The sequence below is a fragment of the Rhizobium mesoamericanum STM3625 genome (assembly GCF_000312665.1).
Classification (GTDB): Bacteria; Pseudomonadota; Alphaproteobacteria; order Rhizobiales; family Rhizobiaceae; genus Rhizobium; species Rhizobium mesoamericanum.
Window position 1 is genome coordinate 230774 of record NZ_HF536772.1, and the last position, 21915, is coordinate 252688.

19 protein-coding genes are annotated in these 21915 nt (G+C 60.1%); 11 read left to right on the forward strand and 8 right to left on the reverse strand.

The window, feature by feature from the left end:
* Nucleotides 1–129 precede the first annotated feature (129 nt).
* From BN77_RS01175 to BN77_RS01210, 8 genes are all read left to right on the forward strand, one after another.
* Nucleotides 130–1317, forward strand: coding sequence for a vWA domain-containing protein (locus BN77_RS01175; RefSeq protein WP_007527611.1), 1188 nt, complete (start codon nt 130–132; stop codon nt 1315–1317).
* A 279-nt stretch (nt 1318–1596) separates the two neighbouring features.
* Entirely contained in the window at nt 1597–4059 is a 2463-nt protein-coding gene (locus tag BN77_RS01180) for a glycogen/starch/alpha-glucan phosphorylase (protein ID WP_007527616.1), read from the forward strand.
* Entirely contained in the window at nt 4056–6263 is a 2208-nt protein-coding gene (glgB, locus tag BN77_RS01185) for a 1,4-alpha-glucan branching protein GlgB (protein WP_007527618.1), read from the forward strand. Before BN77_RS01180 ends, glgB begins: the two co-directional genes overlap by 4 nt.
* Nucleotides 6264–6283: 20 nt before the next feature.
* Nucleotides 6284–7546, forward strand: a complete 1263-nt coding sequence (gene glgC / locus BN77_RS01190) for a glucose-1-phosphate adenylyltransferase (RefSeq protein WP_007527620.1) — start codon at nt 6284–6286, stop codon at nt 7544–7546.
* Between the two features lie 3 nt (nt 7547–7549).
* Nucleotides 7550–8992, forward strand: coding sequence for a glycogen synthase GlgA (gene glgA, locus BN77_RS01195; protein ID WP_007527622.1), 1443 nt, complete (start codon nt 7550–7552; stop codon nt 8990–8992).
* A 6-nt stretch (nt 8993–8998) separates the two neighbouring features.
* Nucleotides 8999–10630, forward strand: a complete 1632-nt coding sequence (locus BN77_RS01200; protein WP_007527624.1) for an alpha-D-glucose phosphate-specific phosphoglucomutase — start codon at nt 8999–9001, stop codon at nt 10628–10630.
* Between the two features lie 10 nt (nt 10631–10640).
* On the forward strand, nt 10641–12608 hold the full coding sequence (gene glgX, locus BN77_RS01205; protein ID WP_007527627.1) for a glycogen debranching protein GlgX: 1968 nt from the start codon (nt 10641–10643) through the stop codon (nt 12606–12608).
* 87 nt (nt 12609–12695) lie between these two features.
* A complete protein-coding gene (locus BN77_RS01210; RefSeq protein WP_007527629.1) occupies nt 12696–13181 on the forward strand; it encodes a MaoC family dehydratase in 486 nt (161 codons plus the stop codon).
* Nucleotides 13182–13223: 42 nt separating this feature from the next.
* Here the strand turns inward: BN77_RS01210 and BN77_RS01215 are convergent, their stop codons facing one another.
* The 7 genes from BN77_RS01215 to rpsU (BN77_RS01245) all read right to left on the reverse strand — a co-directional run bounded on the left by BN77_RS01215 (nt 13224) and on the right by rpsU (BN77_RS01245) (nt 19661).
* Nucleotides 13224–13619: a VOC family protein gene (locus tag BN77_RS01215; protein ID WP_007527631.1), complete on the reverse strand. Its 396-nt coding sequence runs from the start codon at nt 13617–13619 to the stop codon at nt 13224–13226.
* Nucleotides 13620–13771: 152 nt separating this feature from the next.
* Nucleotides 13772–14320 (reverse strand): sarcosine oxidase subunit gamma, encoded by a 549-nt coding sequence (locus BN77_RS01220; RefSeq protein ID WP_007527633.1) that lies wholly within the window; start codon nt 14318–14320, stop codon nt 13772–13774.
* The gene (locus BN77_RS01225) at nt 14313–17306 is read right to left on the reverse strand and encodes a sarcosine oxidase subunit alpha (protein WP_007527635.1); all 2994 of its coding nucleotides are present in this window, start codon (nt 17304–17306) and stop codon (nt 14313–14315) included. Before BN77_RS01225 ends, BN77_RS01220 begins: the two co-directional genes overlap by 8 nt.
* On the reverse strand, nt 17303–17644 hold the full coding sequence (locus BN77_RS01230; RefSeq protein ID WP_007527637.1) for a sarcosine oxidase subunit delta: 342 nt from the start codon (nt 17642–17644) through the stop codon (nt 17303–17305). Before BN77_RS01230 ends, BN77_RS01225 begins: the two co-directional genes overlap by 4 nt.
* A gap of 12 nt (nt 17645–17656) precedes the next feature.
* Entirely contained in the window at nt 17657–18910 is a 1254-nt protein-coding gene (locus BN77_RS01235; protein ID WP_007527639.1) for a sarcosine oxidase subunit beta family protein, read from the reverse strand.
* Between the two features lie 244 nt (nt 18911–19154).
* Complete coding sequence (locus tag BN77_RS01240; protein WP_007527641.1) at nt 19155–19379, reverse strand: hypothetical protein; 225 nt, start codon at nt 19377–19379, stop codon at nt 19155–19157.
* A 42-nt stretch (nt 19380–19421) separates the two neighbouring features.
* The gene (gene rpsU, locus BN77_RS01245) at nt 19422–19661 is read right to left on the reverse strand and encodes a 30S ribosomal protein S21 (RefSeq protein WP_007527643.1); all 240 of its coding nucleotides are present in this window, start codon (nt 19659–19661) and stop codon (nt 19422–19424) included.
* 13 nt (nt 19662–19674) lie between these two features.
* Between rpsU (BN77_RS01245) and BN77_RS33380 the strand changes: the two genes are divergently transcribed.
* Complete coding sequence (locus BN77_RS33380) at nt 19675–20028, forward strand: hypothetical protein (protein ID WP_040676593.1); 354 nt, start codon at nt 19675–19677, stop codon at nt 20026–20028.
* 3 nt (nt 20029–20031) lie between these two features.
* Here the strand turns inward: BN77_RS33380 and BN77_RS01255 are convergent, their stop codons facing one another.
* Entirely contained in the window at nt 20032–20241 is a 210-nt protein-coding gene (locus tag BN77_RS01255) for a cold-shock protein (RefSeq protein ID WP_007527644.1), read from the reverse strand.
* Between the two features lie 444 nt (nt 20242–20685).
* Here BN77_RS01255 and rpsU (BN77_RS01260) point away from each other — a divergent pair, with 444 nt between their 5' ends.
* Together rpsU (BN77_RS01260) and BN77_RS01265 are read left to right on the forward strand one after the other, a co-directional pair.
* A complete protein-coding gene (gene rpsU, locus BN77_RS01260) occupies nt 20686–20898 on the forward strand; it encodes a 30S ribosomal protein S21 (RefSeq protein WP_003585885.1) in 213 nt (70 codons plus the stop codon).
* 135 nt (nt 20899–21033) lie between these two features.
* Nucleotides 21034–21897, forward strand: a complete 864-nt coding sequence (locus tag BN77_RS01265) for a tetratricopeptide repeat protein (RefSeq protein WP_007527659.1) — start codon at nt 21034–21036, stop codon at nt 21895–21897.
* The last annotated feature ends 18 nt before the right edge of the window (nt 21898–21915 follow it).

Below are 21915 nucleotides of genomic sequence, written 5' to 3' on the forward strand. Positions count from 1 at the left end.
AGAATTTTTCATCGAGGCTGCGCGCAAAAGCGACATTCCGCTAGAATCTTAACAATCCGATAAAGCTGAGCTCAACTTTTGCCGGGCATGAAATAGGCATTATTGGGGCAATTTATTCAGGTGAACATGATGAGCACCTTTCAAGCGCTGAAGTCGAGCCTGTCTCGGCTGCAGAAGGATCGGCATGGCAATTTCGGGATCATGAGCGCGATCCTTGTTCCGGTCCTCATCGGCACGGCCGGCGTCGCGATCGACTTTTCCAACATGGTACTCCAACAGCGACAGCTTCAGGAGGCGTCCGATGCCGCGGCTCTCGCGGCGGCCGCTGCGCTAGTAAAAGGAACGGTCACCGACGGTACGGCAGCAGAAGCGCTGGCGAAGGATTTCGTCGTTGGCCAGATGGTCAACTATCTGAGCAGTACCGATGCAACCTCGCTGAGGAACTCAACAACGGCCTCCGTCACCACAACGACTACGGCCACAAGCAAGAGCTATAAGGTCAAAGTCAATGCTGCCTACGCGATGAGTTTGACTCCGTTGATGAACGTGTTTGGTAAGAAAACTGTGAACATAGCTAGTTCCAGTTCAACAAGTAGCGGCACGAGCGAGGTCAAGAGTGCTCTCTCTATGACACTCGCCCTTGACGAATCGGGTTCAATGTTGGCGGACACTACGACCAAGCTGAACGACAACAAATGCGAGCACTTCAACACGAGCGGCAGATCTCTCGGCACCTATAAACCGTGCTATGTCAAGAAGATCGACGCGCTAAAGACAGCCGCCAACTTGCTACTCGACCAGCTCGACAAAGCCGATCCGACCTCAAAGTATTCGCGCACGAACGCAATCGGCTGGAGTAGCAAGATCCAAGTCTCGAGCACCTTTGCCTGGGGCACTCTGCGAACTCGCAGCGACGTGATTAACGTCTTGGCTGCAGGTGGCGGCACTGAATCTGGCGCTCCAATGAAGTCAGCGTACGAAGGCCTGACGACAACAGACTCCAAATCGGAAACGCAGGTTCATCTGAGTGTAGGAAACACGAACTTGACCAAGTACATCGTTCTGATGACCGATGGTGAAAACAACGCCTCCTCATCGGATGCCACCACCTTGACTTATTGCACGAAGGCGAAGGACAAGGGCATCAAGATCTACTCGGTCGCCTTCATGGCCCCGACCGCCGGCAAGAACCTTCTTCTCAGCTGCGCGAGCGGTGCCGGCTATTATTTCCAGGCGGAAAGCATGAGCGACCTGCTGAAAGCGTTCACGGCGATCGGCTCGGAAGCTTCGTCGGAAAAGGTACTGGTCACTCAATAAGACGCCAAAGCCCATCGAGGAAATCGAACAAGCCGCACCGGAACAACCCGGCGCGGCTTTTTCGTTTGCATGCAAAAACGCGCGTATCAAAGTCGGAAAACCGATTGAAATCAAGCTCTTTCCGCAGCGCGATGGCCTGCTTCGTCAATTTTTTCGTTTGGGTAATTCCCTTGTTGCAACAGCGTTGCAACGATGCATAAACTGCGTCTTTAGTGCGCGTAAACCGATTGAAATTGACATAACGCACTGAAACCGAAACGAAATTGGCGAGGACTGACGATGAACACCGTTTCGAAGCCGACCATCCCTTCCCCCGCCCCGCGCAGTTCCAAGCCGGAAATTCTCGCCGAAGAAATCATCGAACGCCTGACCTATCGCATCGGCAAGGATGCGAAGGTTGCCAAGCCGCACGACTGGTTGACGGCCACGATCCTTGTCATTCGCGACCGCATCATCGACAAGTGGATGGAGTCGACCCGCAAGGTCTATGCGACGGGCGACAAGCGCGTTTACTACTTGTCGCTCGAATTCCTCATCGGCCGTCTGATGCGCGACGCCGTCTCGAATCTTGGCCTGATGGAACAGGTCCGCGATGCGCTCGCCTCGCTCGGCGTCGATGTTTCGGTCATTGCCGGCCTTGAGCCCGATGCCGCCCTCGGCAACGGCGGCCTTGGCCGGCTCGCCGCCTGTTTCATGGAAAGCATGGCGACCGTCGACGTTCCTGCCTATGGCTACGGCATCCGTTACGTACACGGCCTCTTCCGCCAGCAGCTCGCCGATGGCTGGCAGGTGGAACTGCCGGAAAGCTGGCTGGCGCATGGCAATCCCTGGGAGTTCGAGCGTCGCGAAAGCGCTTATGAAATCGGCTTCGGCGGCACAGTGGATGTCGTCAACAACCCTGAGGGCGAGCCCCGTTACGTCTGGAAACCGGCCGAGCGGGTGATTGCCGCCGCGTTCGATACGCCAGTGGTCGGTTGGCGCGGCAGGCGTGTCAACACGCTGCGTCTCTGGTCGGCGCAGCCGATCGATCCGATCCTGCTCGATGCCTTCAACGCCGGCGACCATATCGGCGCGCTGCGCGAAAGCAACAAAGCGGAGAGCCTGACGCGCGTTCTCTATCCGGCCGATGCAACGCCGGCCGGTCAGGAGTTGCGCCTGCGCCAGGAGTTCTTCTTCTCCTCTGCGTCGCTGCAAGACATCCTGCGCCGTCACCTGCAGCAGTATGACGATTTCACCTCGCTGCCGGACAAGGTGGCGATCCAGCTGAACGATACGCATCCGGCCGTCTCAATCGCCGAACTCATGCGCCTGCTGTGCGATGTTCACGGCCTCGACTTCGACCAGGCGTGGGATATCACTCGCGGCACGATCGGATACACCAACCACACGCTTCTTCCCGAAGCGCTGGAAAGCTGGCCGATCCCGCTTTTCGAGCGCCTGCTGCCGCGCCACATGCAGATCATCTACGCGATCAACGCGAAGGTGCTGCTCGAGGCGCGCAAGACCAAGACCTTCTCCGAGACGGAAATCCGCTCGATTTCGCTGATCGAGGAAAGCGGCGAGCGGCGCGTGCGCATGGGAAATCTCGCCTTCGTCGGCGCCCATTCGATCAATGGTGTTTCGGCGCTCCACACAGACCTGATGAAAGTCACGGTCTTTGCCGACCTGCACAAGCTCTATCCCGACCGCATCAACAACAAGACGAACGGGATCACGCCGCGCCGCTGGCTACAGCAGTGCAATCCCGGCCTGACCTCGCTGATCCGCGAAACGATCGGCGACGATTTCCTCGATGACGCCGAAAAGCTGAAGCCGCTCGACAAGTTCGCCAACGATGCAGGCTTCCAGGAGAAGTTTGCGGCGGTGAAGCGCGCCAACAAGGTGGCGCTGTCCAATCTCGTCGCCAGCCGCATGGGCATCAAGCTCGATCCGTCGGCAATGTTCGATATCCAGATCAAGCGTATCCATGAATACAAGCGCCAGCTGCTCAATGTCATCGAGGCGGTCGCCCTCTATGACCAGATCCGCTCGCATCCGGAGTTGGACTGGGTGCCGCGGGTGAAGCTGTTCGCTGGTAAGGCTGCGCCGAGTTATCACAATGCCAAGCTGATCATCAAACTGATCAACGACGTCGCCCGCACGATCAACAACGACCCCGCTGTCCGCGGTCTGCTGAAAGTCGTCTTCGTGCCGAACTACAACGTCTCGCTGGCCGAGGTGATGGTGCCTGCCGCCGACCTGTCCGAGCAGATCTCGACGGCCGGCATGGAGGCATCCGGCACCGGCAACATGAAGTTTGCGCTTAACGGCGCCCTGACGATCGGAACGCTCGACGGCGCCAATGTTGAAATGCGCGATCATGTCGGCGAGGACAACATCATCATTTTTGGCCTGCGCGCCGATGAAGTCGCCGCGGCGCGTGGCGACGGACACAATCCCCGCGCCATCATCGAGGCATCGCGTGAACTGTCTCAGGCGTTGTCGGCGATCAGTTCCGGCGTCTTCTCGCACGACGACCGAAACCGGTACGCAGCGCTGATTGAAGGCATTTATGCGCATGACTGGTTCATGGTCGCGGCCGATTTCGATGCCTATGCCCAGGCCCAGCGCGATGTCGACCAGCTCTGGACCGATCCATCCGCATGGAATGCGAAGGCGGTCTGCAATACAGCGCGGATGGGCTGGTTCTCGTCCGACCGCACGATCCGCCAATACGCCAAGGAAATCTGGAGAGCTGGATGAAAGCGCCGAAAGCCACCCCTGAAGTCAGACTTCCCTGGGAGATTTCGGCAGATGAGATAGCGGCAATCCTCGCAGGCTCGCATTCTAACCCCTTCGCCATCCTCGGCGTTCACAAATCGGGCAGCGCCTATGTTGCCCGGTGCTTCATTCCGGGCGCAGAAGAGGTGACCGCAATGGCGCTCGACGGCAGCGTCATCGGCGAATTAAAGCAGCAGCATCCGGAGGGCTTTTTTGCCGGTCAGGTCTCGCTCACCAAGCAGCAGCCGGTGCGCTACCGCGCGCGGCGCGGCGACGCGGAATGGGCGGTGACGGACCCATACAGCTTCGGGCCGGTCCTCGGACCGATGGATGACTATTACGTGCGGGAGGGCTCCCACCTACGCCTCTTCGACAAGATGGGCGCGCATTGGATCAAGCACGAGGGCGCGCAAGGCATCCATTTTGCCGTCTGGGCGCCGAATGCCCAGCGTGTCTCCGTCGTCGGCGATTTCAATGGCTGGGATGGTCGTCGCCATGTGATGCGCTTCCGCTCCAGCGCTGGCATCTGGGAGATCTTCGCCCCCGACGTTCCGACGGGTGTCGGCTACAAGTTCGAAATCCGCGGTCACGACGGCGTTCTGCTACCGCTGAAGGCCGACCCATTCGCCCGCCGAAGCGAACTGCGCCCGAAGACCGCCTCGGTCGTGGCTCCTGAATTGCTGCAGGAGTGGGAAGATGAAGCGCATTTAAAGCATTGGAGCGAAACCGATAAGCGCCGCCAGCCGATATCGATCTACGAGGTTCATGCCGGCTCCTGGCAGCGGCGTGACGATGGTACGTTTCTTTCCTGGGACGAACTGGCCGCTCGGCTGATTCCCTATTGCGTGGACATGGGCTTCACCCATATCGAATTCCTTCCGATTACCGAGCACCCCTACGATCCGTCCTGGGGGTACCAGACGACCGGGCTCTATGCCCCGACCGCACGCTTCGGCGAGCCGGAGGGTTTCGCCCGTTTCGTCAATGGCTGCCACAAGGTCGGCATCGGCGTCATCCTCGACTGGGTGCCGGCCCATTTCCCGACCGACGAACACGGTCTCGGCTGGTTCGACGGCACAGCGCTCTACGAGCATGCCGATCCACGCCAGGGCTTCCACCCCGACTGGAATACGGCGATCTATAATTTCGGGCGCACGGAAGTCGTCTCCTATCTTATCAACAATGCGCTCTACTGGGCCGAGAAGTTCCATCTCGATGGCCTGCGCGTCGATGCAGTCGCCTCGATGCTCTACCTCGATTATTCCCGCAAGCATGGCGAATGGATCCCGAACGAGTACGGCGGCAACGAGAACCTGGAAGCGGTCCGCTTCCTGCAGAACATGAATACCCGCATCTACGCAGAGCATCCCGGCGTCATGACCATCGCCGAGGAATCGACTTCATGGCCGAAGGTGTCGCAGCCGGTGCACGAAGGCGGTCTCGGCTTCGGCTTCAAGTGGAACATGGGCTTCATGCACGACACGTTAAGCTACATGCGCCGCGAGCCGATCCATAGGAAACATCATCACAATGAGCTGACCTTCGGTCTGCTCTACGCCTATTCGGAAAACTTCGTGCTGCCGCTCTCCCATGACGAGGTGGTGCATGGAAAGGGCTCGCTGATCGCCAAGATGCCGGGCGACGACTGGCAGAAATTCGCCAACCTGCGCGCCTACTACGCTTTCATGTGGGGCTATCCAGGCAAGAAGCTGCTCTTCATGGGCCAGGAATTCGCCCAATGGGCCGAGTGGAGCGAGGCGAAGGGGCTCGACTGGAACCTGCTGCAGTATCGTATGCACGAGGGAATGCGCCGGCTAGTGCGCGACCTCAACTTCACTTATCGCAGCAAGCCAGCCCTGCACGCTCGCGACTGTGAGGGTGATGGCTTCGAGTGGCTGATCGCCGACGACAACGAAAATTCGGTCTTCGCCTGGATCCGCAAGGCGCCTGGTGAGAAACCGGTCGCCGTCATCTGCAATCTTACGCCGGTCTACCGTGAGAACTACACGGTGCGCCTGCCGATCGAGGGGCGGTGGCGCGAGATATTGAATACCGATGCCGACATCTATGGTGGAAGTGGCAAGGGCAATGGCGGCCGCGTTCAGGCCGTCAACGCCGGCGGCAGCATCGCCGCATCGATCACCTTGCCGCCGCTGGCGACGATTATGCTTGAACCTGAGATCTGAAGACTGGTGGGAGGATAAAAATGGTAGAAAAACGTGTTCAGCCACTTGCCCGCGACGCAATGGCCTATGTTCTCGCCGGCGGTCGGGGAAGCCGCCTAAAAGAGCTCACCGATCGCCGCGCCAAGCCGGCGGTCTACTTCGGCGGTAAGACCCGCATCATCGACTTCGCCTTGTCGAACGCGTTGAACTCGGGCATTCGCCGCATTGGCGTTGCCACCCAGTATAAGGCACACTCGCTGATCCGCCACATGCAGCGTGGCTGGAACTTCTTCCGTCCGGAGCGAAACGAAAGCTTCGACATTCTGCCGGCTTCCCAGCGTGTCTCGGAGACGCAATGGTACGAAGGCACCGCCGACGCGGTCTACCAGAACATCGACATCATCGAGCCCTACGGCCCGGAATATATGGTCATCCTCGCGGGTGACCACGTCTACAAGATGGACTATGAATGGATGCTGCAGCAGCACGTCGATTCCGGCGCCGACGTGACGATCGGCTGCCTGGAAGTGCCGCGCATGGAGGCCGTGGGCTTCGGCGTCATGCATGTCGACAATACCGACCGGATCATCGACTTCGTCGAAAAGCCCGCCGATCCGCCGGGCATCCCGGACAAGCCCGATTTTGCCCTGGCCTCGATGGGCATTTATGTGTTCCACACGAAGTTTCTGATCGATGCGCTGCGCCGCGATGCGGCTGACCCGAACTCCAGCAAGGATTTCGGCAAGGACATCATCCCTCACATCGTGAAGAATGGTAAGGCCGTTGCTCATCGCTTCGCGCAATCCTGCGTCCGCTCCGATTTCGAACACGAGCCCTACTGGCGCGACGTCGGAACGATCGATGCTTATTGGCAAGCCAACATCGACCTGACCGCGGTCGTTCCGGAATTGGATATCTATGACAAGTCCTGGCCTATCTGGACCTATGCCGAAATTTCGCCGCCGGCAAAGTTTGTCCATGACGACGAAAACCGCCGTGGCTCCGCCACGTCCTCCGTCGTGGCGGGCGACTGCATCATCTCGGGCGCGACCCTCAACAAGAGCCTCCTGTTTACCGGCGTGCGCGCCAACTCCTATTCCAAGCTGGAGGGAGCGGTCGTCCTGCCAAGCGTAAAGATCGGCCGGCATGCGCAGCTCAAGAATGTGGTGATCGACCATGGCGTGGTTATTCCCGAGGGCCTTATCGTCGGCGAGGACCCAGTTCTTGATGCCAAGCGCTTCCGGCGCACCGAAAGCGGAATTTGCCTCATCACCCAACCAATGATTGACAAGCTGGGTCAGTGATCAATGAAAGTTCTTTCGGTTTCGTCCGAAGTCTTCCCGCTTATTAAGACAGGGGGCCTCGCCGATGTTGCGGGCGCCCTGCCGATCGCGCTCGAACGTTTCGGCGTAGAAACCAAGACACTCATGCCCGGTTATCCTGCCGTCATGAAAGCGATCCGCAATCCCGTCGTCAGACTTCAATTCGACGATCTGCTTGGCGAGCCGGCCACGATCCTGGAGGTGGAACATGCCGGCATAAGCATGCTCGTGCTCGACGCCCCGGCCTATTACGACCGGTCAGGCGGGCCTTACCTCGACGCGACGGGAAGAGACTATCCCGACAATTGGCGCCGTTTCGCAGCGTTGTCTTTGGCCGGCGCCGAGATTGCCGCGGGCTTGATGCCGGGCTGGCGACCCGACATCGTGCATACACATGATTGGCAATCGGCGATGACCTCGGTCTATATGCGCTATAATCCAACGCCGGAACTGCCGAGCGTGCTGACGATCCATAACATCGCGTTCCAGGGGCAGTTTGGCGCTGATATCTTCCCCGGCCTTCGTCTGCCCCCGCATGCCTTCGCAACGGAAAGCATCGAATATTACGGCAATATCGGCTTCCTCAAGGGAGGCCTGCAGAGCGCCCATGCCATCACCACCGTCAGCCCTTCCTATGCCGGCGAGATACTGACTCCCGAGTTCGGCATGGGACTTCAGGGCGTCATCGCAAGCCGGATTGATTCGCTGCACGGCATTGTCAACGGCATCGATGTTGACGTTTGGAACCCATCGACTGATCCCGTGGTTCACACCCACTACAACGGCACCACGCTGAAAAACCGCGTCGAAAACCGCACCTCGGTCGCGGAGTTCTTCGGACTGCACAACGACAATGCGCCGATCTTCTGCATCATCAGCCGGCTCACCTGGCAGAAGGGGATGGACGTCATCGCCGCCACGGCTGATCAGATCGTCGACATGGGCGGCAAGCTTGCCATCCTGGGTTCTGGAGATGCAGCGCTCGAAGGTTCGTTGCTTGCCGCCGCCGCCCGTCACCCTGGGCGGATCGGCGTTTCCATCGGCTACAACGAGCCGATGTCGCATCTCATGCAAGCGGGCTGCGACGCCATCATCATCCCGTCCAGATTCGAACCCTGCGGCCTGACCCAGCTATACGGATTACGCTATGGATGCGTGCCCATCGTTGCCCGCACCGGCGGGTTGAACGACACCGTTATCGACGCCAACCATGCCGCGCTTGCGGCGAAAGTGGCAACCGGGATACAATTCTCGCCTGTAACCCCATCCGGTCTGTTGCAGGCGGTGCGCCGCGCGCTACATCTCTATGCCGATCAAAAAGTCTGGACCCAATTGCAAAAGCAGGGCATGAAATCGGATGTTTCGTGGGAGAAGAGCGCCGAGCGCTATGCCGCCCTCTATTCAAGCCTCGCCCCTAAAGGCAAGTGAGAGAAAATGATAAAATCCGTATCCACTACGCCCTACCAGGATCAGAAGCCCGGTACCTCCGGCCTGCGAAAGAAGGTTCCGGTATTCCAGCAGCCGAACTATGCCGAGAACTTCATCCAGTCGATCTTCGATTCGCTGGAAGGATTCCACGGCAAGTGTCTCGTCATCGGCGGCGACGGGCGATACTATAACAGGGAAGTCATTCAAAAGGCGATCAAGATGGCCGCCGCCAATGGCTTCGGCAAGGTGATCGTCGGCAAGGGCGGCATCCTGTCTACCCCGGCAGCCTCCCACATCATCCGCAAATACAAGGCCTTCGGCGGCATCATTCTCTCGGCCAGCCATAACCCCGGCGGACCAACCGAAGATTTCGGCATCAAGTACAACATTGGCAACGGCGGCCCGGCGCCGGAAAAGATAACCGACGCGATCTACGCGCGCACGAAGGTGATCGACACCTACAAGATCGCCGATTTCCCGGATGTGAATCTCGACCGCATCGGCAAGGACGAGCTGCCTGGCGGCATGATTCTTTCGGTGCTCGATTCGGTGGAAGACTATACGGCACTCATGGAAGAGCTGTTTGACTTCCCTGCGATCCGCAACCTCATCAGCCTTGGCTTCCGCATGGCATTCGATGCGATGAGCGCGGTTACCGGCCCCTATGCCAAGGAGATCTTCGAAAACCGGCTCGGCGCTCCATCCGGCTCGGTTCGCAACTTCATGCCGCTGCCGGACTTCGGCGGCCACCATCCGGACCCGAACCCGGTCCACTGCAAGGAACTTTACGACGAGATGATGGGCGACGACGCGCCCGATTTCGGCGCCGCATCCGACGGCGACGGCGACCGCAACCTCATCATCGGCAAGGGCATCTTCGTGACGCCTTCCGACAGCCTCGCGATCCTCGCCGCCAACGCCAATCTGGCGCCTGGCTATTCCGGCGGCCTTGCCGGCATCGCCCGCTCCATGCCGACCTCAGGTGCCGCCGATCGCGTCGCCGAGCGTCGCGGTATCGGCATGTACGAAACGCCGACCGGCTGGAAGTTCTTCGGCAACCTGCTCGATGCCGGCATGGCAACGATCTGCGGCGAGGAAAGCGCTGGCACCGGGTCCAACCACGTGCGCGAGAAGGACGGCCTCTGGGCGGTTCTGCTGTGGTTGAACATTCTGGCCGTGCGGGGCGAGAGCGTCCAGGACATCGTCACCCAGCATTGGCAGACCTATGGCCGCAACTACTATTCGCGCCACGACTATGAAGGCGTCGACACAGACGCCGCAAATGGCCTGATGGCAAACCTGCGCAGCCAGCTGGCTTCTCTGCCGGGCCAGAGCTTCGGTCCGCTGAAAGTCGAGAAGGCAGATGACTTCGCCTATCACGATCCGGTCGACAAGTCGGTCAGTGAGCACCAGGGCATTCGCATCCTGTTCGAAGGCGGCTCGCGCGTCGTCTTCCGCCTCTCGGGAACTGGAACGTCGGGCGCCACGTTGCGCGTCTATATTGAGCGATACGAGCCGGATTCGACCCGCCACAATATAGAGACGCAGCAAGCGCTCGCCGATCTTATTGCCGCCGCCGAGACGATCGCGGATATCCGCAGCCGCACAGGCCGCGATGCTCCTTCCGTGATCACCTGACCGGAGCAGCATGGCGGCGAACAAACCTCGGCAGGGCGGAGCAATCATCGTCGAGACGGGCGTTGATTTCGCCGTCTGGTCGCACAATTCAGGACAGATCGAGTTGTGTCTGTTCGGCGACGACGACAAGGAAATAGCCCGCTTGCCGATGGAGCGAGGCGATGACCATGTGCATCGCCTCGTCGTCGACGGACTGAAGGAAGGCGCACGCTATGGCTATCGCGCCCACGGCGTCTATGCACCCGATAGCGGCCTGTGGTTCGATCCATCAAAGCTGCTGATTGATCCCTACGCGAAGGAACTCGATCGTCCGTTCCGCTACGATCCGTTGCTCGGCACTTTCGGCGCTGAGACGCAGCATCTCGTGCCGAGAGCGATCGTCACGCGCGACATCCACGTGGCGCCGGATAAGCCGCTCTTCAAACCCGGCGGCTTCATCTACGAGGTTGCTGTTCGGTCTTTCACCATGCTGCATCCGGATATTCCCGCAGCCCAACGTGGCACGGTCAAGGCTCTGGCGCATCCCTCGGTGATTGCCCATCTTAAGCGCATTGGCGTCGATGCGGTCGAACTCATGCCGATTACGGCGTGGATCGACGAGCGCCACTTGCCACCTCTCGGGCTGAGAAACAGCTGGGGCTACAATCCGATCGCCTTCATGGCGCTCGATCCGCGGCTAGTGCCCGGCGGTATGGCGGAGCTGCGCGACACTGTGGCGAAGCTTCATGCCGAGGGCATTGCCCTCATTCTCGACCTCGTCTTCAATCACACGGGCGAGAGCGACCGCTTCGGCACGACGCTGTCACTGCGCGGCCTCGACAACCTCTCCCTCTATCGCCATCTCCCCGGCCGGCCTGGCGAACTGGTCAATGATACCGGAACGGGCAACACCGTCGCCTGCGATCACCCCTATGTCAGGCAGCTGATCATCGACAGCCTGCGCCATTTCGTGCTCGGCGCCGCGATCGACGGCTTCCGCTTCGACCTCGCCCCGGTCCTTGGCCGCACCGCAACCGGCTTCGAAACACACGCGGAAACGCTTAAGGCAATGCTCACCGACGAAGTACTCAAGGACCGCGTTATGATCGCCGAACCTTGGGACATCGGCCCTGGCGGCTATCAACTCGGCAATTTCCCGGCACCCTTCCTCGAATGGAACGACCGAGTCCGTGACGACGTCAGGTGTTACTGGCGCGGCGACGATCACAAGACTGGCACGCTGGCGACAGCTCTCGCAGGTTCCTCCGACATCTTCTCGCGCAACAACGGCACGGGAACGCGCAGCGTCAACTTCCTCGCCGCCCATGACGGCTTCACGCTTAGGGATGTCGTATCCTACAGCGGCAAGCACAACGAAGCGAACGGCGAACAGAACCGCGACGGCCACAACGAGAACCACTCGTGGAATAACGGCGCCGAAGGCGAAACCCGCTTTCCGGGCATCATTCGCAAGCGCCGCGACGATCTGAAGGCACTGCTTTCCACGCTCTTTGCCAGCCGCGGCAGCATCATGCTGACGGCCGGCGACGAGGGCGGCCGCACTCAGCACGGCAACAACAACGCCTATTGTCAGGACAATGAGATCACCTGGGTCGACTGGGCGGCGCTCGACGATGAACTCATCGCCCACACCGCCTTCTGCTCCGGCCTGCGCAAGCGCTTCTCCGTTTTTACTGAAATGGGCTTCTTCGGTGGCGATGGCGATATCCAATGGATATCGCCATCCGGCGAGCCGATGAGTACGCAGGAATGGGAGACGCCAAAATTCTCCACACTTGGAATGGTGCTTTCGACGCGCGATGGCCAAAGCGGCGAGATGACACGGCTAGCTGTGCTGTTCAATCGCTCGGGCGGCGAGGAGATCTTTGCATTGCCCGGCTCGGCTACATGGCAGCTCCTTGCCGGCGATGCGCCGGGAAAATCGGCAATTTCCGCAATCGTGCCGCGCCGTTCGGTCGCTTTCTATCTCGAAGGTTGATCTGGCGGCTTCCCGCCTGCAATTCCTTGTCGCAATCGTCACAATCCCATTGTAAGGCTTGCGCAGCCGCTTTCTCACGAGGAATCAATGGTCAAGGAAATTTCGCTCGCGGATGTGCGTGGGCTTGTAGGCACCGAAACCGGCCTCTCGGACTGGATTCTCGTTGATCAGGCAATGATCGATGCCTTTGCGCATGCAACCAACGATCATCAGTTCATCCACGTCGACCCGGAGCGCGCCGCCGCGAGCCCGTTCGGCGGCACCATCGCCCACGGCTTTCTTACCCTCTCGCTGCTCTCGGCGATGAACTACAACAGCCTGCCCAAGGTTCGCGAGCAGACGATGGGCATCAACTACGGCTTTGAGAACGTCCGCTTCCTGTCGCCCGTCAAATCAGGCGCACGCATCCGTGGCCACTTCGTGCTTTCCGAAGCCCGCTTCCGTGGCGCCGGCATGTTGATGACTACCTATGAGGTCTCGATCGAGATCGAGAACGAGAAAAAGCCGGCATTGACCGCACGCTGGACCACCATCATCCAGTTTGACCCGAAGGATCGACCGGACGACGTCTAGCGCATACGCATCGACTTTTAGAAGCGGCCATCCGCAGCGCCGCTAGTGCGCACCGTTGATCTCGACAATGTTGCGATCAGGATCGAGCAGGTAGGCTTGCGGAAAACCCGCCGGCCCGTCGCGCCTCAGACGCAACCGCCAGGGATCGCCCTCTGGCGCGTCCTCGCGAAAACCCTTCGCGATCAGCCCTCGGATGCATCCTTCAAAGTCATCGGTGCGAAAGGCGAAATGACCGTCCGCTGTGTCTATTGTGGCTGCGCGCCGGAAGGTCCCGGTCGGATTGACGATGAGGTGGACCTGCAGCGCCCCGCAGGCGAACCACGCTCCAATAGTGCTGAACGGCGGCCTCTCGATTTGTTCGAGATCGAAGACATTGCGATAGAACGCGACCGAACGGTCGATATCCGTGACGACAATGGAAACGTGATGCAACATCATCGATGCCACCTCATTCGTTGCGACTAGGCTCGGCTACGGACCGCCCGCCCCCGCCGGATGATGGCACGAATGACAATGGTCCTGCAACTTGCACCCGCCCGAGGACGGCGCAATAGCACCATCCCCGATCGACAATCGCAGGCTAACGGCGCTTACTGCGCCGCGTCTTCCGCGCCCTCGGCCAGGAGGCCGAAAACGAAATCGGCAAACGAACGCCAGCACTCGACGCGAAACGTATCGTCCTCGGTGCGGAAGAGCACGATCTCGGCCTTTCCGAAAATCGAGCGCGAGCAGGCGCCGACAGGGAAGACCTCAAGCGACAGATCCTGCGGGCAACCCGCGGAAATTGTCGCCTCGGCCCCGGGGCCGGAGACGATGACGGCGACATTGCGATGCGAGACGTCGGTTGCCGAATGCAGCACGCCTGATTTCGCGAGCGCACCCATTAAGTCTGCGCCGGACTCGTCTATGACGAGCCATTCATCCGGGCCGAGCCAGAGGGCGGCACGGCCACCCTTACGGCCTGACGTCTTCGGGGAAGCCGGGACCGTTAGACCAAGCGCGGAGGAAAGAGCCTTGAGCGACTCCCGTGGTGCGCGAAGCGCCACGCGGGTCGCCGCTGGTGCCGGCGTCAGCCGCACCGTGGCCGAGCCGCCGTGACGACCGGAAAGCACCGACTTGCGAACTGCCGTATCAGCCATTGATGCGGCCTCCTTCCTTGTCAAAGAACACCATGTCAGTCACCTCGACGGCGATCGTCTTGTCCGGCATTGGCACGTAGAGTGTCTCGCCCATTCGCTTTCGACCGTCAGCAACCAACGCGAAGGCGATCGATCGCCCGAGATTTTCTGACCAATAGGAGGAGGTCACGTGGCCAAGCATCGTCATCGGCTTAGGCTCATTTGGGTCGGCAACGATCTGCGCACCCTCCTCGAGTACGAGGTTCGGATCCTTGGTGACGAGGCCGACAAGCTGTTTGCGGCCTTCCTTCACCAGATCCGGGCGCTTCAGCCCGCGAATACCGACGAAATCCGTCTTCTTCTTGGAGACCGCCCAGGAAAGACCGGCGTCGGCAGGTGTGACGGTACCGTCCGTATCCTGGCCGACTATGATATAGCCTTTCTCGGCGCGAAGGACGTGCATCGTCTCGGTGCCGTAGACACAGGCGCCGAGCGGCGCTGCATTGGCCCAGACCGCCTCAAGAACCGACTGGCCGTAATCGGCCGGCACGTTGATTTCGAAGCCGACTTCACCGGTGAACGACACGCGGAACAGCCGCGCCGGCACCCCCATCACCGTGCACTCGGCAACGCTCATGTGCGGGAAGGCTCCGTTGGAAATATCGACGCCTTCAACCAGCGGCGCGATGATCTCGCGCGCCTTCGGACCCTGTACCGCGATGACAGCCCATTGCTCCGTCACCGAAGTCAGCCACACTTTCAGATGCGGGAATTCTGTCTGCAGATAGTCTTCCATGTGGTGGAGAACGCGCGGCGCCCCGCCCGTCGTCGTCGTCACGTGGAAGCGATCATCGGCCAGACGCCCGACCACGCCGTCGTCGTAGACGAAGCCGTCCTCGCGCGTCATGATGCCATAGCGACACTTTCCTGGCTTCAGTGTGTCCCATGCGTTGGTGTACATCAGGTTCATGAACTCGGCGGCATCGGGACCGACGACCTCGATCTTTCCGAGCGTCGAGGCGTCGAACACGCCGGCGACTTCGCGCGCCGTCTTGCATTCGCGGGCGACCGCCTGATGCATCGTCTCGCCGGCACGCGGATAGAACCAGGCACGCTTCCAATTGCCGACGTCCTCAAACACCGCGCCATGGGCTTCTTCCCACTGGTGCAACGGCGTCTTGCGCGTCGGGTCGAACAACTCGCCGCGCGAGTGGCTGATCAGCGTGCCGTAGGTGACGGGCGTATAGGGCGCGCGGAAGGTGGTGAGACCGACCTGCGGGATCTCCTTGCCGAGCATTTCGGCCGCGATTGCCAGGCCATGCATATTCGAGAGCTTGCCTTGGTCGGACGCCATGCCGTTTGTAGTGAAGCGCTTGATGTGCTCGATCGAATGCATGCCTTCGCGCACGGCAAGGCGGATATCCTTGGCGCAGACGTCATGCTGGAAATCGATGAACGCCTTGGCACTGGTCTCCGGACCCGCCCCTTCGGCAGCACCGATCATGCCCCCGGTCCACTGATACGCCTGCTCAGCTGAGATGCTGATCTTTCCGCCGGATGGTTTGCCTGCTGCCTGCGCCATCAACTCGCCTGCCGCCAGCGATTCCTCGATCGTCTGTTGCAGGTCATCCGTTCCGTTGCAGGCGCCGACCGAGAGGCAATCCTGCGCGTAGGTCCCGGGCAGGAAGCGCCGCGTTTCCGGCTCGAAGGCCACTTTCCCGCGTGACTGCGAGAACAAGTGCACCGACGGGGTCCAGCCGGCCGAGACCAGCAGCGCGTCGACCGTAATCTTGCGCGGCGAGCCGCCGCCGTTGCGGGCAACTGTCATCGACGAGATGCGCAGCTTGCCAGTAGTGTTGACGACGGACTGACCGGCGAGAACGTCGATGCCGAGCGAACGGGCTTCCGCCAGAACGGCAGCGCCCGGCGTCTGTCGGCAATCGATGATGGCCGCGATCTCGACACCGGCACGCTTCAGCTCGAAAGCGGCCTCATAGGCCGAGTCATGCGCTGTGTAGACGCCGACCTTCTGGCCGACGGCAACGCCGTACTGGTTGAGATACATGCGCGCGGCCGATGCCAGCATGATGCCCGGACGGTCGTTGTTCGGGAACACCATATGACGTTCGATAGCACCATTGGCGAGGATGACGCGCTTTGCACGCAGCTGCCAGAGCCGCTCGCGCGGCAGATGGCGGCTCGGGTTCGCGACATGATCAGTGACGCGCTCGGCGAGACCGACGAAGTTGTGATTGTAATAGCCGAAAGCAGTGGTTCGGGTGAGAACCTGCACGTTCTTCATCGCCTTCAGGCGAGCAACCGTCTTTTGTGCCCACTCGTAACCGTCGAGACCGTCGATCTTGACGCCGCTGTCGAAGCGGAGCGCGCCGCCGGCTTCCGCCTGTTCGTCGCAGAGGATCACCTTGGCGCCGGCCTGAGCCGCGGCAAGCGCTGCCGACAGACCGGCAACGCCGGCACCGACGACCAGCACGTCGCAATGCGCAAAGCGGCTGGCATAGTGATCCGGATCGGCTTCCTTCGGCGCAACGCCGAGGCCGGCGGCACGACGGATCATCGGCTCGTAAACATGCTTCCAGGCCGCCTTCGGCCACATGAAAGTCTTGTAGTAAAAGCCTGCGGCAAAAAAGGGCGACATCAGGTTGTTGATGGCGCCGATATCGAACGAGAGCGACGGGAAACGGTTCTGCGACTGCACGATCATGCCGTCGAAGACTTCCTGCACCGTGGCACGCACGTTCGGCTGCTTGCGGGCGCTGTCACGTGCAACGTCGATCAGCGCATTCGGCTCTTCTGCGCCAGCCGATAGGATGCCGCGCGGGCGGTGATACTTGAACGAGCGGCCGACGAGATGGATGTTGTTGGCGATCAGCGCCGAGGCGACGGTATCCCCTTCCAGCGCCGTGTAACTCTTGCCATCGAAGGTGAAGCGCGCGGTTTTGGCCGGCGTCAGGCGACCCTTGCCTGCAATACGGTTGGTGCCGCTCATTGTGCCTCTCCTTCGAGCTGTTCGTAGGTCTCGACGGGAGCGTGCGGAACGGCGGCCTCGCCGATCGTGGGCTTCGGCTCGCCTGCCTTGTATGTCTTGATAAACTTGTCGCTGATCGTGTCACGCGCCGCATTGAAGAAACGGCCGCATCCATACTGGTGGCGCCAGCGTTCGAAGATCAGCCCCTTCGGGTTGTCGCGAAGGAAGAAATATTCCTCGAACTCCTCGTCGGAGATTTCCGCGATATTGGTCGGGCGGGCGATATGGGCATCGCCGGCGCCTCGGAATTCGAGCTCGGAGCGCTCTTCCTGACAGTATGGGCAATAGATAAGAAGCATGGTGTCCTCGTGTCAGTGCGCGACGGCGGCAGCAGCGGCTTCGTCGATCAGACGGCCGGTGCGGAAGCGGTCCAGCGTCAGGCCGGCATTGAACTTGTGCGCCTCGTCGCGGGCGATGAGGTGCGCGAAGAGATTGGCCGAGCCCGGCGTCGCCTTGAAGCCACCCGTACCCCAGCCACAGTTGACGTAGAGCCCTGGAACAGGCGTCTTCGACTGGATCGCCGAACGATCCGGCGTGTTGTCGACGATACCACCCCACTGGCGCATCATCTTGACGCGGCGGAACATCGGGAACAGCTCGCAGATTGCGTCCAGCGTATGCGTGATGATCTGCAGGCCGCCGGTCTGGCTGTAGGAATTGTACTGGTCTGTGCCCGCGCCGATGACGAGCTCGCCCTTGTCGGACTGTGAGATGTAGGCATGCACCGTGTTCGACATGACGACGCAGGGGAAGATCGGCTTCAACGGTTCCGAAACCAGTGCCTGCAGCGGGCTCGATTGCAGCGGTACACGCACGTCAGCCATCTTCATGATCGTCGTCGTATGGCCGGCTGCCGAAACACCGATCTTCTTCGCGCCGATAAAGCCGCGATTGGTCTCGACACCGGTGACGCGCCCGTCCGGCGCGCGGCGGATGCCAGTCACTTCGCAGTTCTGGATGATGTGGATACCGCGGTCGGACGCTGCACGGGCATAGCCCCAAGCGACCGCGTCGTGGCGCGCCGTGCCGCCGCGACGCTGCAGCGCCGCCCCGTTGATCGGGTAGCGGGCGCTCGCGGAGATATCGAGCGGCGGACAATAAGCCTTGGCCTGCTCCGGCGTAAGCCATTCGTTGTCGATGCCGTAGAGGCGGTTGGCATGGATGTGTCGCTTGAAGGATTGCTGGTCGTGCACATTATGCGACAGCATCATTACGCCGCGCGGCGAATACATCACATTGTAGTTGAGATCCTGCGAGAGGTTCTCCCAGAGCTTCATCGAATGCTCGTAGATGTGCATGCTCTCTTCGTAGAGATAGTTCGAGCGGATGATGGTCGTGTTGCGACCCGTGTTGCCGCCTCCGAGCCAGCCTTTTTCCAGCACCGCAACATTGGTGATGCCATGCTCCTTGGCGAGGTAATAGGCCGCACCCAGACCATGTCCGCCGCCACCAATGATGATGACGTCGTATTCAGCGCGCGGTTCCGGCGACGTCCATTGCTTCTCCCAGCCCTTGTGACCCCTCAGGGCCTCCCTTGCCACGGCAAAAACCGAGTATCTGCGCATCCGCCTTCATCTCCTTCGGGGAAAGGTCCCTTCTCGTCGGCCATACAAATCGCAAATCCAAAAGCGGCACAACGTTTCTTTTGCGACGCGAAGCGGCTTTTGTTTTGACACGGCGGAAGAATGCGGACGATGGGCTAAGCAAGCCGAGAATGGAAATGGCTCGACACCGATCGATGTCGGCCTTCTGCATTGCTTGAGGAGGGAGAAGCAAGATTGGCGTGAACCGCGCCGGACGCTTCCGTTTTTAAGTAGAGGATCTGGACTTGGACGCCGTCCGCTTCTTGGGGGGGGCGGCGACCGGTAGTGTTTCGGCTTCCTGCTGCAAGCGCAGCGCCCTCAGTTTCTCCGTTTTCTTTTCGCGAGCTGCGGCCTCTGCATCCACGATGGCTCTCGCTGTCGCGTCGGTGGCAGCAGCCTTATCCCGCGACGAGAGTTTGGCCGGATTGAAGAATTCGCTCTTTGAAGTCATCTGCACTCTCTCTATCTGCACGGGAGCCTGCCAGATGGCAGTTCAGCGGGCCGGACGGACTGCCTTCTTCGGAGCCGGGAGGAGACCTTCACGCTGAAGCTTCTTGCGCGCCAGCTTGCGCTGGCGGCGAACGGCTTCGGCCTTCTCGCGGACGCGTTTCTCGGACGGTTTTTCGTAAGCGCTGCGCGCCTTGAACTCGCGGAACAGACCTTCCCGCTGCATTTTCTTTTTCAGGACGCGGAGTGCCTGATCGACATTGTTGTCTCGAACGAGAACCTGCAAATTCATTCCTTTCATGGGCAAACTCGTTTGCCGGGTTGGTCAGCGTGGGGATTTCCGCACCCTGAAGCTTGGCGTTTTCAACCAGGACCCCGCCCAGGATATCCGCAACGGCGTCAACTCTCGGCAAAGGGGCTGCCGACTGGCTCATGTCGATATCGCTCTCAAGAATCCGCCGATCGAAGTTTTCGCCTTCAAAGCGAACACGATACTGAGCGTGACTGCCGTCAGACGGAAGGACCGCCGCGATCCCGCAGGTCCTGCTTGCCTGTTCGCTACGGCCAATACCGGCCTTCAGAACGATGTTGTCGCCCGACTGCGCATTTCGGCATGCGGGCCATTGGTTCTCACCTCAGCTAGGCCCGAATGAGAACTACGCTGCGCGAAGGTTGTCGGCAGAGTTCTTTCCGGATTTCGCGTCGCGAACGAGATCATAGGTGATCTTCTGACCGTCGGACAGGTTGCCGAGACCAGCGCGTTCAACCGCGGAAATATGAACGAAAACGTCTGTGCTCCCGTCGTCTGGCTGAATGAAGCCGAAGCCCTTGGTGCTGTTGAACCACTTAACGGTACCTGAACTCATAACGATCTCCTTTCAATGGTCGTTACTGCCATGCGTCTATTCACAAGGCCAAAATCGATTTTTGAGAGGAAATCTGACAGAGCTTCACGCCCTTTGACAAAGGTCACAACCAACAGTCGATGAGCTATATTTAGTGCAAACTGTGGATTAAGCAAGGCAAGGGGCCGGGATATTTGCGTTCTGGGGGGCTGCAACGCCGCTCAGCAGCCCTCTACTGAGACCCAGCTATGCTGGGGGGCCGCCTTGTGCGTGTTTAAAAATGTGGCTTCATATCGCAGCATACCGTTTTTTGAGGCAAGAATCGCGAGGGTATATGGACTTCGACCCATCATTCTGCTATCCGCATCCTCAATCGCAACGCTACGGCCGCGCGAACCGTATATTTTTTTGCCTCTGGCGCCGTGCCGACGCCGGCATCAACCAAACCAAAGGAACGTGATTCTCGTGCAGGTACTTGTCCGCGATAACAATGTCGATCAGGCTCTCCGTGCTCTCAAGAAGAAGATGCAGCGCGAAGGTATTTTCCGCGAAATGAAGATGCGCGACTACTACGAAAAGCCGTCGCAGAAGCGCGCTCGCGAAAAGGCCGAAGCCGTTCGTCGTGTTCGCAAGCTGGCTCGCAAGCGGGCACAGCGCGAAGGTCTTGTCGCACGCTAAGCGTAGCTGTCGTTATTTCGACGTTTTCAGATGCATGTTGGCGGGGGCGATCTATTCGCCACCGCCTTTTTAATTTGTTGCTGAAGCCTGCTCGTCCTTGAACGGAGCGGCTGCACTGGGGGAAAACGAGCCCGCATGGCTGACATCACCAAGACCCGCTCTCTGCGTTCGCCGAAAATCGCTATTCTGCCGGTTTTCGCTATCGTCACCGCGCTAGGCCTTGCTGGCTGCACGACAAGCAACACGACCGATGCCGTGATTCGCATCGACAAGGCGCAGGGTTCGCAGGAAAACATTGCCTCGCTGACCTCTGTGATCAATGCCAATCCGAAGGATCCGGAAGGCTACAACGTTCGCGGCTCCGCCTATGGCCGCGGCGGCAATTTCCGGCAGGCGCTGAATGACTTCAATACGGCGCTGCAGATCAACCCGCGCTTCTACCAGGCGTACGCCAACCGCGCACTGGTTTACCGCAACATGGGCCAGCAGCAGCAGGCAATTCAGGACTACAGCACCGCGTTGCAGATCAACCCGAACTACGATGTGGCGCTGATCGGCCGCGGCAACGTCTACCGCGCCGCCGGCCAGGATGATGCTGCCTTTAACGATTTCAACAAGGCGATCCAGAACGGCACGACCGATGGCCGCGCCTATCACAATCGCGGCCTGCTTTATCAGAAGCGTAATCAGCAGGATAAGGCGATCGACGACTTTTCGAAGGCAATCTCGCTCTCGCCGAACGCGCCGGAACCCTATAACGGTCGCGGCATCTCCTACATCGCGCTGAACGATGACGACAACGCGTTTGCCGACTTCAATCACGCGATCGAACTCAACGGCAGTGTCGCCGAATCCTGGGCCAACCAGGCTCTGGTGTATGAGCGCCGCGGCGAAAAGGACAAGGCAGCCCGCTCCTACCGTCACGCGATCGGTCTCGATCCGAAGTACCAGCCGGCGAAGGATGGCCTCGCCCGCGTGGGCGCATCGACCACCGGCTAAGGCTTTACAGGCAGGAGA

Coding starts and splice junctions, on each gene's coding strand:
- BN77_RS01215 (WP_007527631.1), bottom strand. CDS start 13,619: ATGATGTTGCATCACGTTTCCATTGTCGTCACGGATATCGACCGTTCG.
- glgX (WP_007527627.1), top strand. CDS start 10,641: ATGGCGGCGAACAAACCTCGGCAGGGCGGAGCAATCATCGTCGAGACG.
- BN77_RS01265 (WP_007527659.1), top strand. CDS start 21,034: ATGGCTGACATCACCAAGACCCGCTCTCTGCGTTCGCCGAAAATCGCT.
- BN77_RS01200 (WP_007527624.1), top strand. CDS start 8,999: ATGATAAAATCCGTATCCACTACGCCCTACCAGGATCAGAAGCCCGGT.
- BN77_RS01180 (WP_007527616.1), top strand. CDS start 1,597: ATGAACACCGTTTCGAAGCCGACCATCCCTTCCCCCGCCCCGCGCAGT.
- glgB (WP_007527618.1), top strand. CDS start 4,056: ATGAAAGCGCCGAAAGCCACCCCTGAAGTCAGACTTCCCTGGGAGATT.
- glgC (WP_007527620.1), top strand. CDS start 6,284: ATGGTAGAAAAACGTGTTCAGCCACTTGCCCGCGACGCAATGGCCTAT.
- BN77_RS01240 (WP_007527641.1), bottom strand. CDS start 19,379: ATGACTTCAAAGAGCGAATTCTTCAATCCGGCCAAACTCTCGTCGCGG.
- BN77_RS33380 (WP_040676593.1), top strand. CDS start 19,675: ATGGGCAAACTCGTTTGCCGGGTTGGTCAGCGTGGGGATTTCCGCACC.
- BN77_RS01225 (WP_007527635.1), bottom strand. CDS start 17,306: ATGAGCGGCACCAACCGTATTGCAGGCAAGGGTCGCCTGACGCCGGCC.
- glgA (WP_007527622.1), top strand. CDS start 7,550: ATGAAAGTTCTTTCGGTTTCGTCCGAAGTCTTCCCGCTTATTAAGACA.
- BN77_RS01235 (WP_007527639.1), bottom strand. CDS start 18,910: ATGCGCAGATACTCGGTTTTTGCCGTGGCAAGGGAGGCCCTGAGGGGT.
- BN77_RS01220 (WP_007527633.1), bottom strand. CDS start 14,320: ATGGCTGATACGGCAGTTCGCAAGTCGGTGCTTTCCGGTCGTCACGGC.
- BN77_RS01175 (WP_007527611.1), top strand. CDS start 130: ATGAGCACCTTTCAAGCGCTGAAGTCGAGCCTGTCTCGGCTGCAGAAG.
- BN77_RS01210 (WP_007527629.1), top strand. CDS start 12,696: ATGGTCAAGGAAATTTCGCTCGCGGATGTGCGTGGGCTTGTAGGCACC.
- BN77_RS01230 (WP_007527637.1), bottom strand. CDS start 17,644: ATGCTTCTTATCTATTGCCCATACTGTCAGGAAGAGCGCTCCGAGCTC.
- BN77_RS01255 (WP_007527644.1), bottom strand. CDS start 20,241: ATGAGTTCAGGTACCGTTAAGTGGTTCAACAGCACCAAGGGCTTCGGC.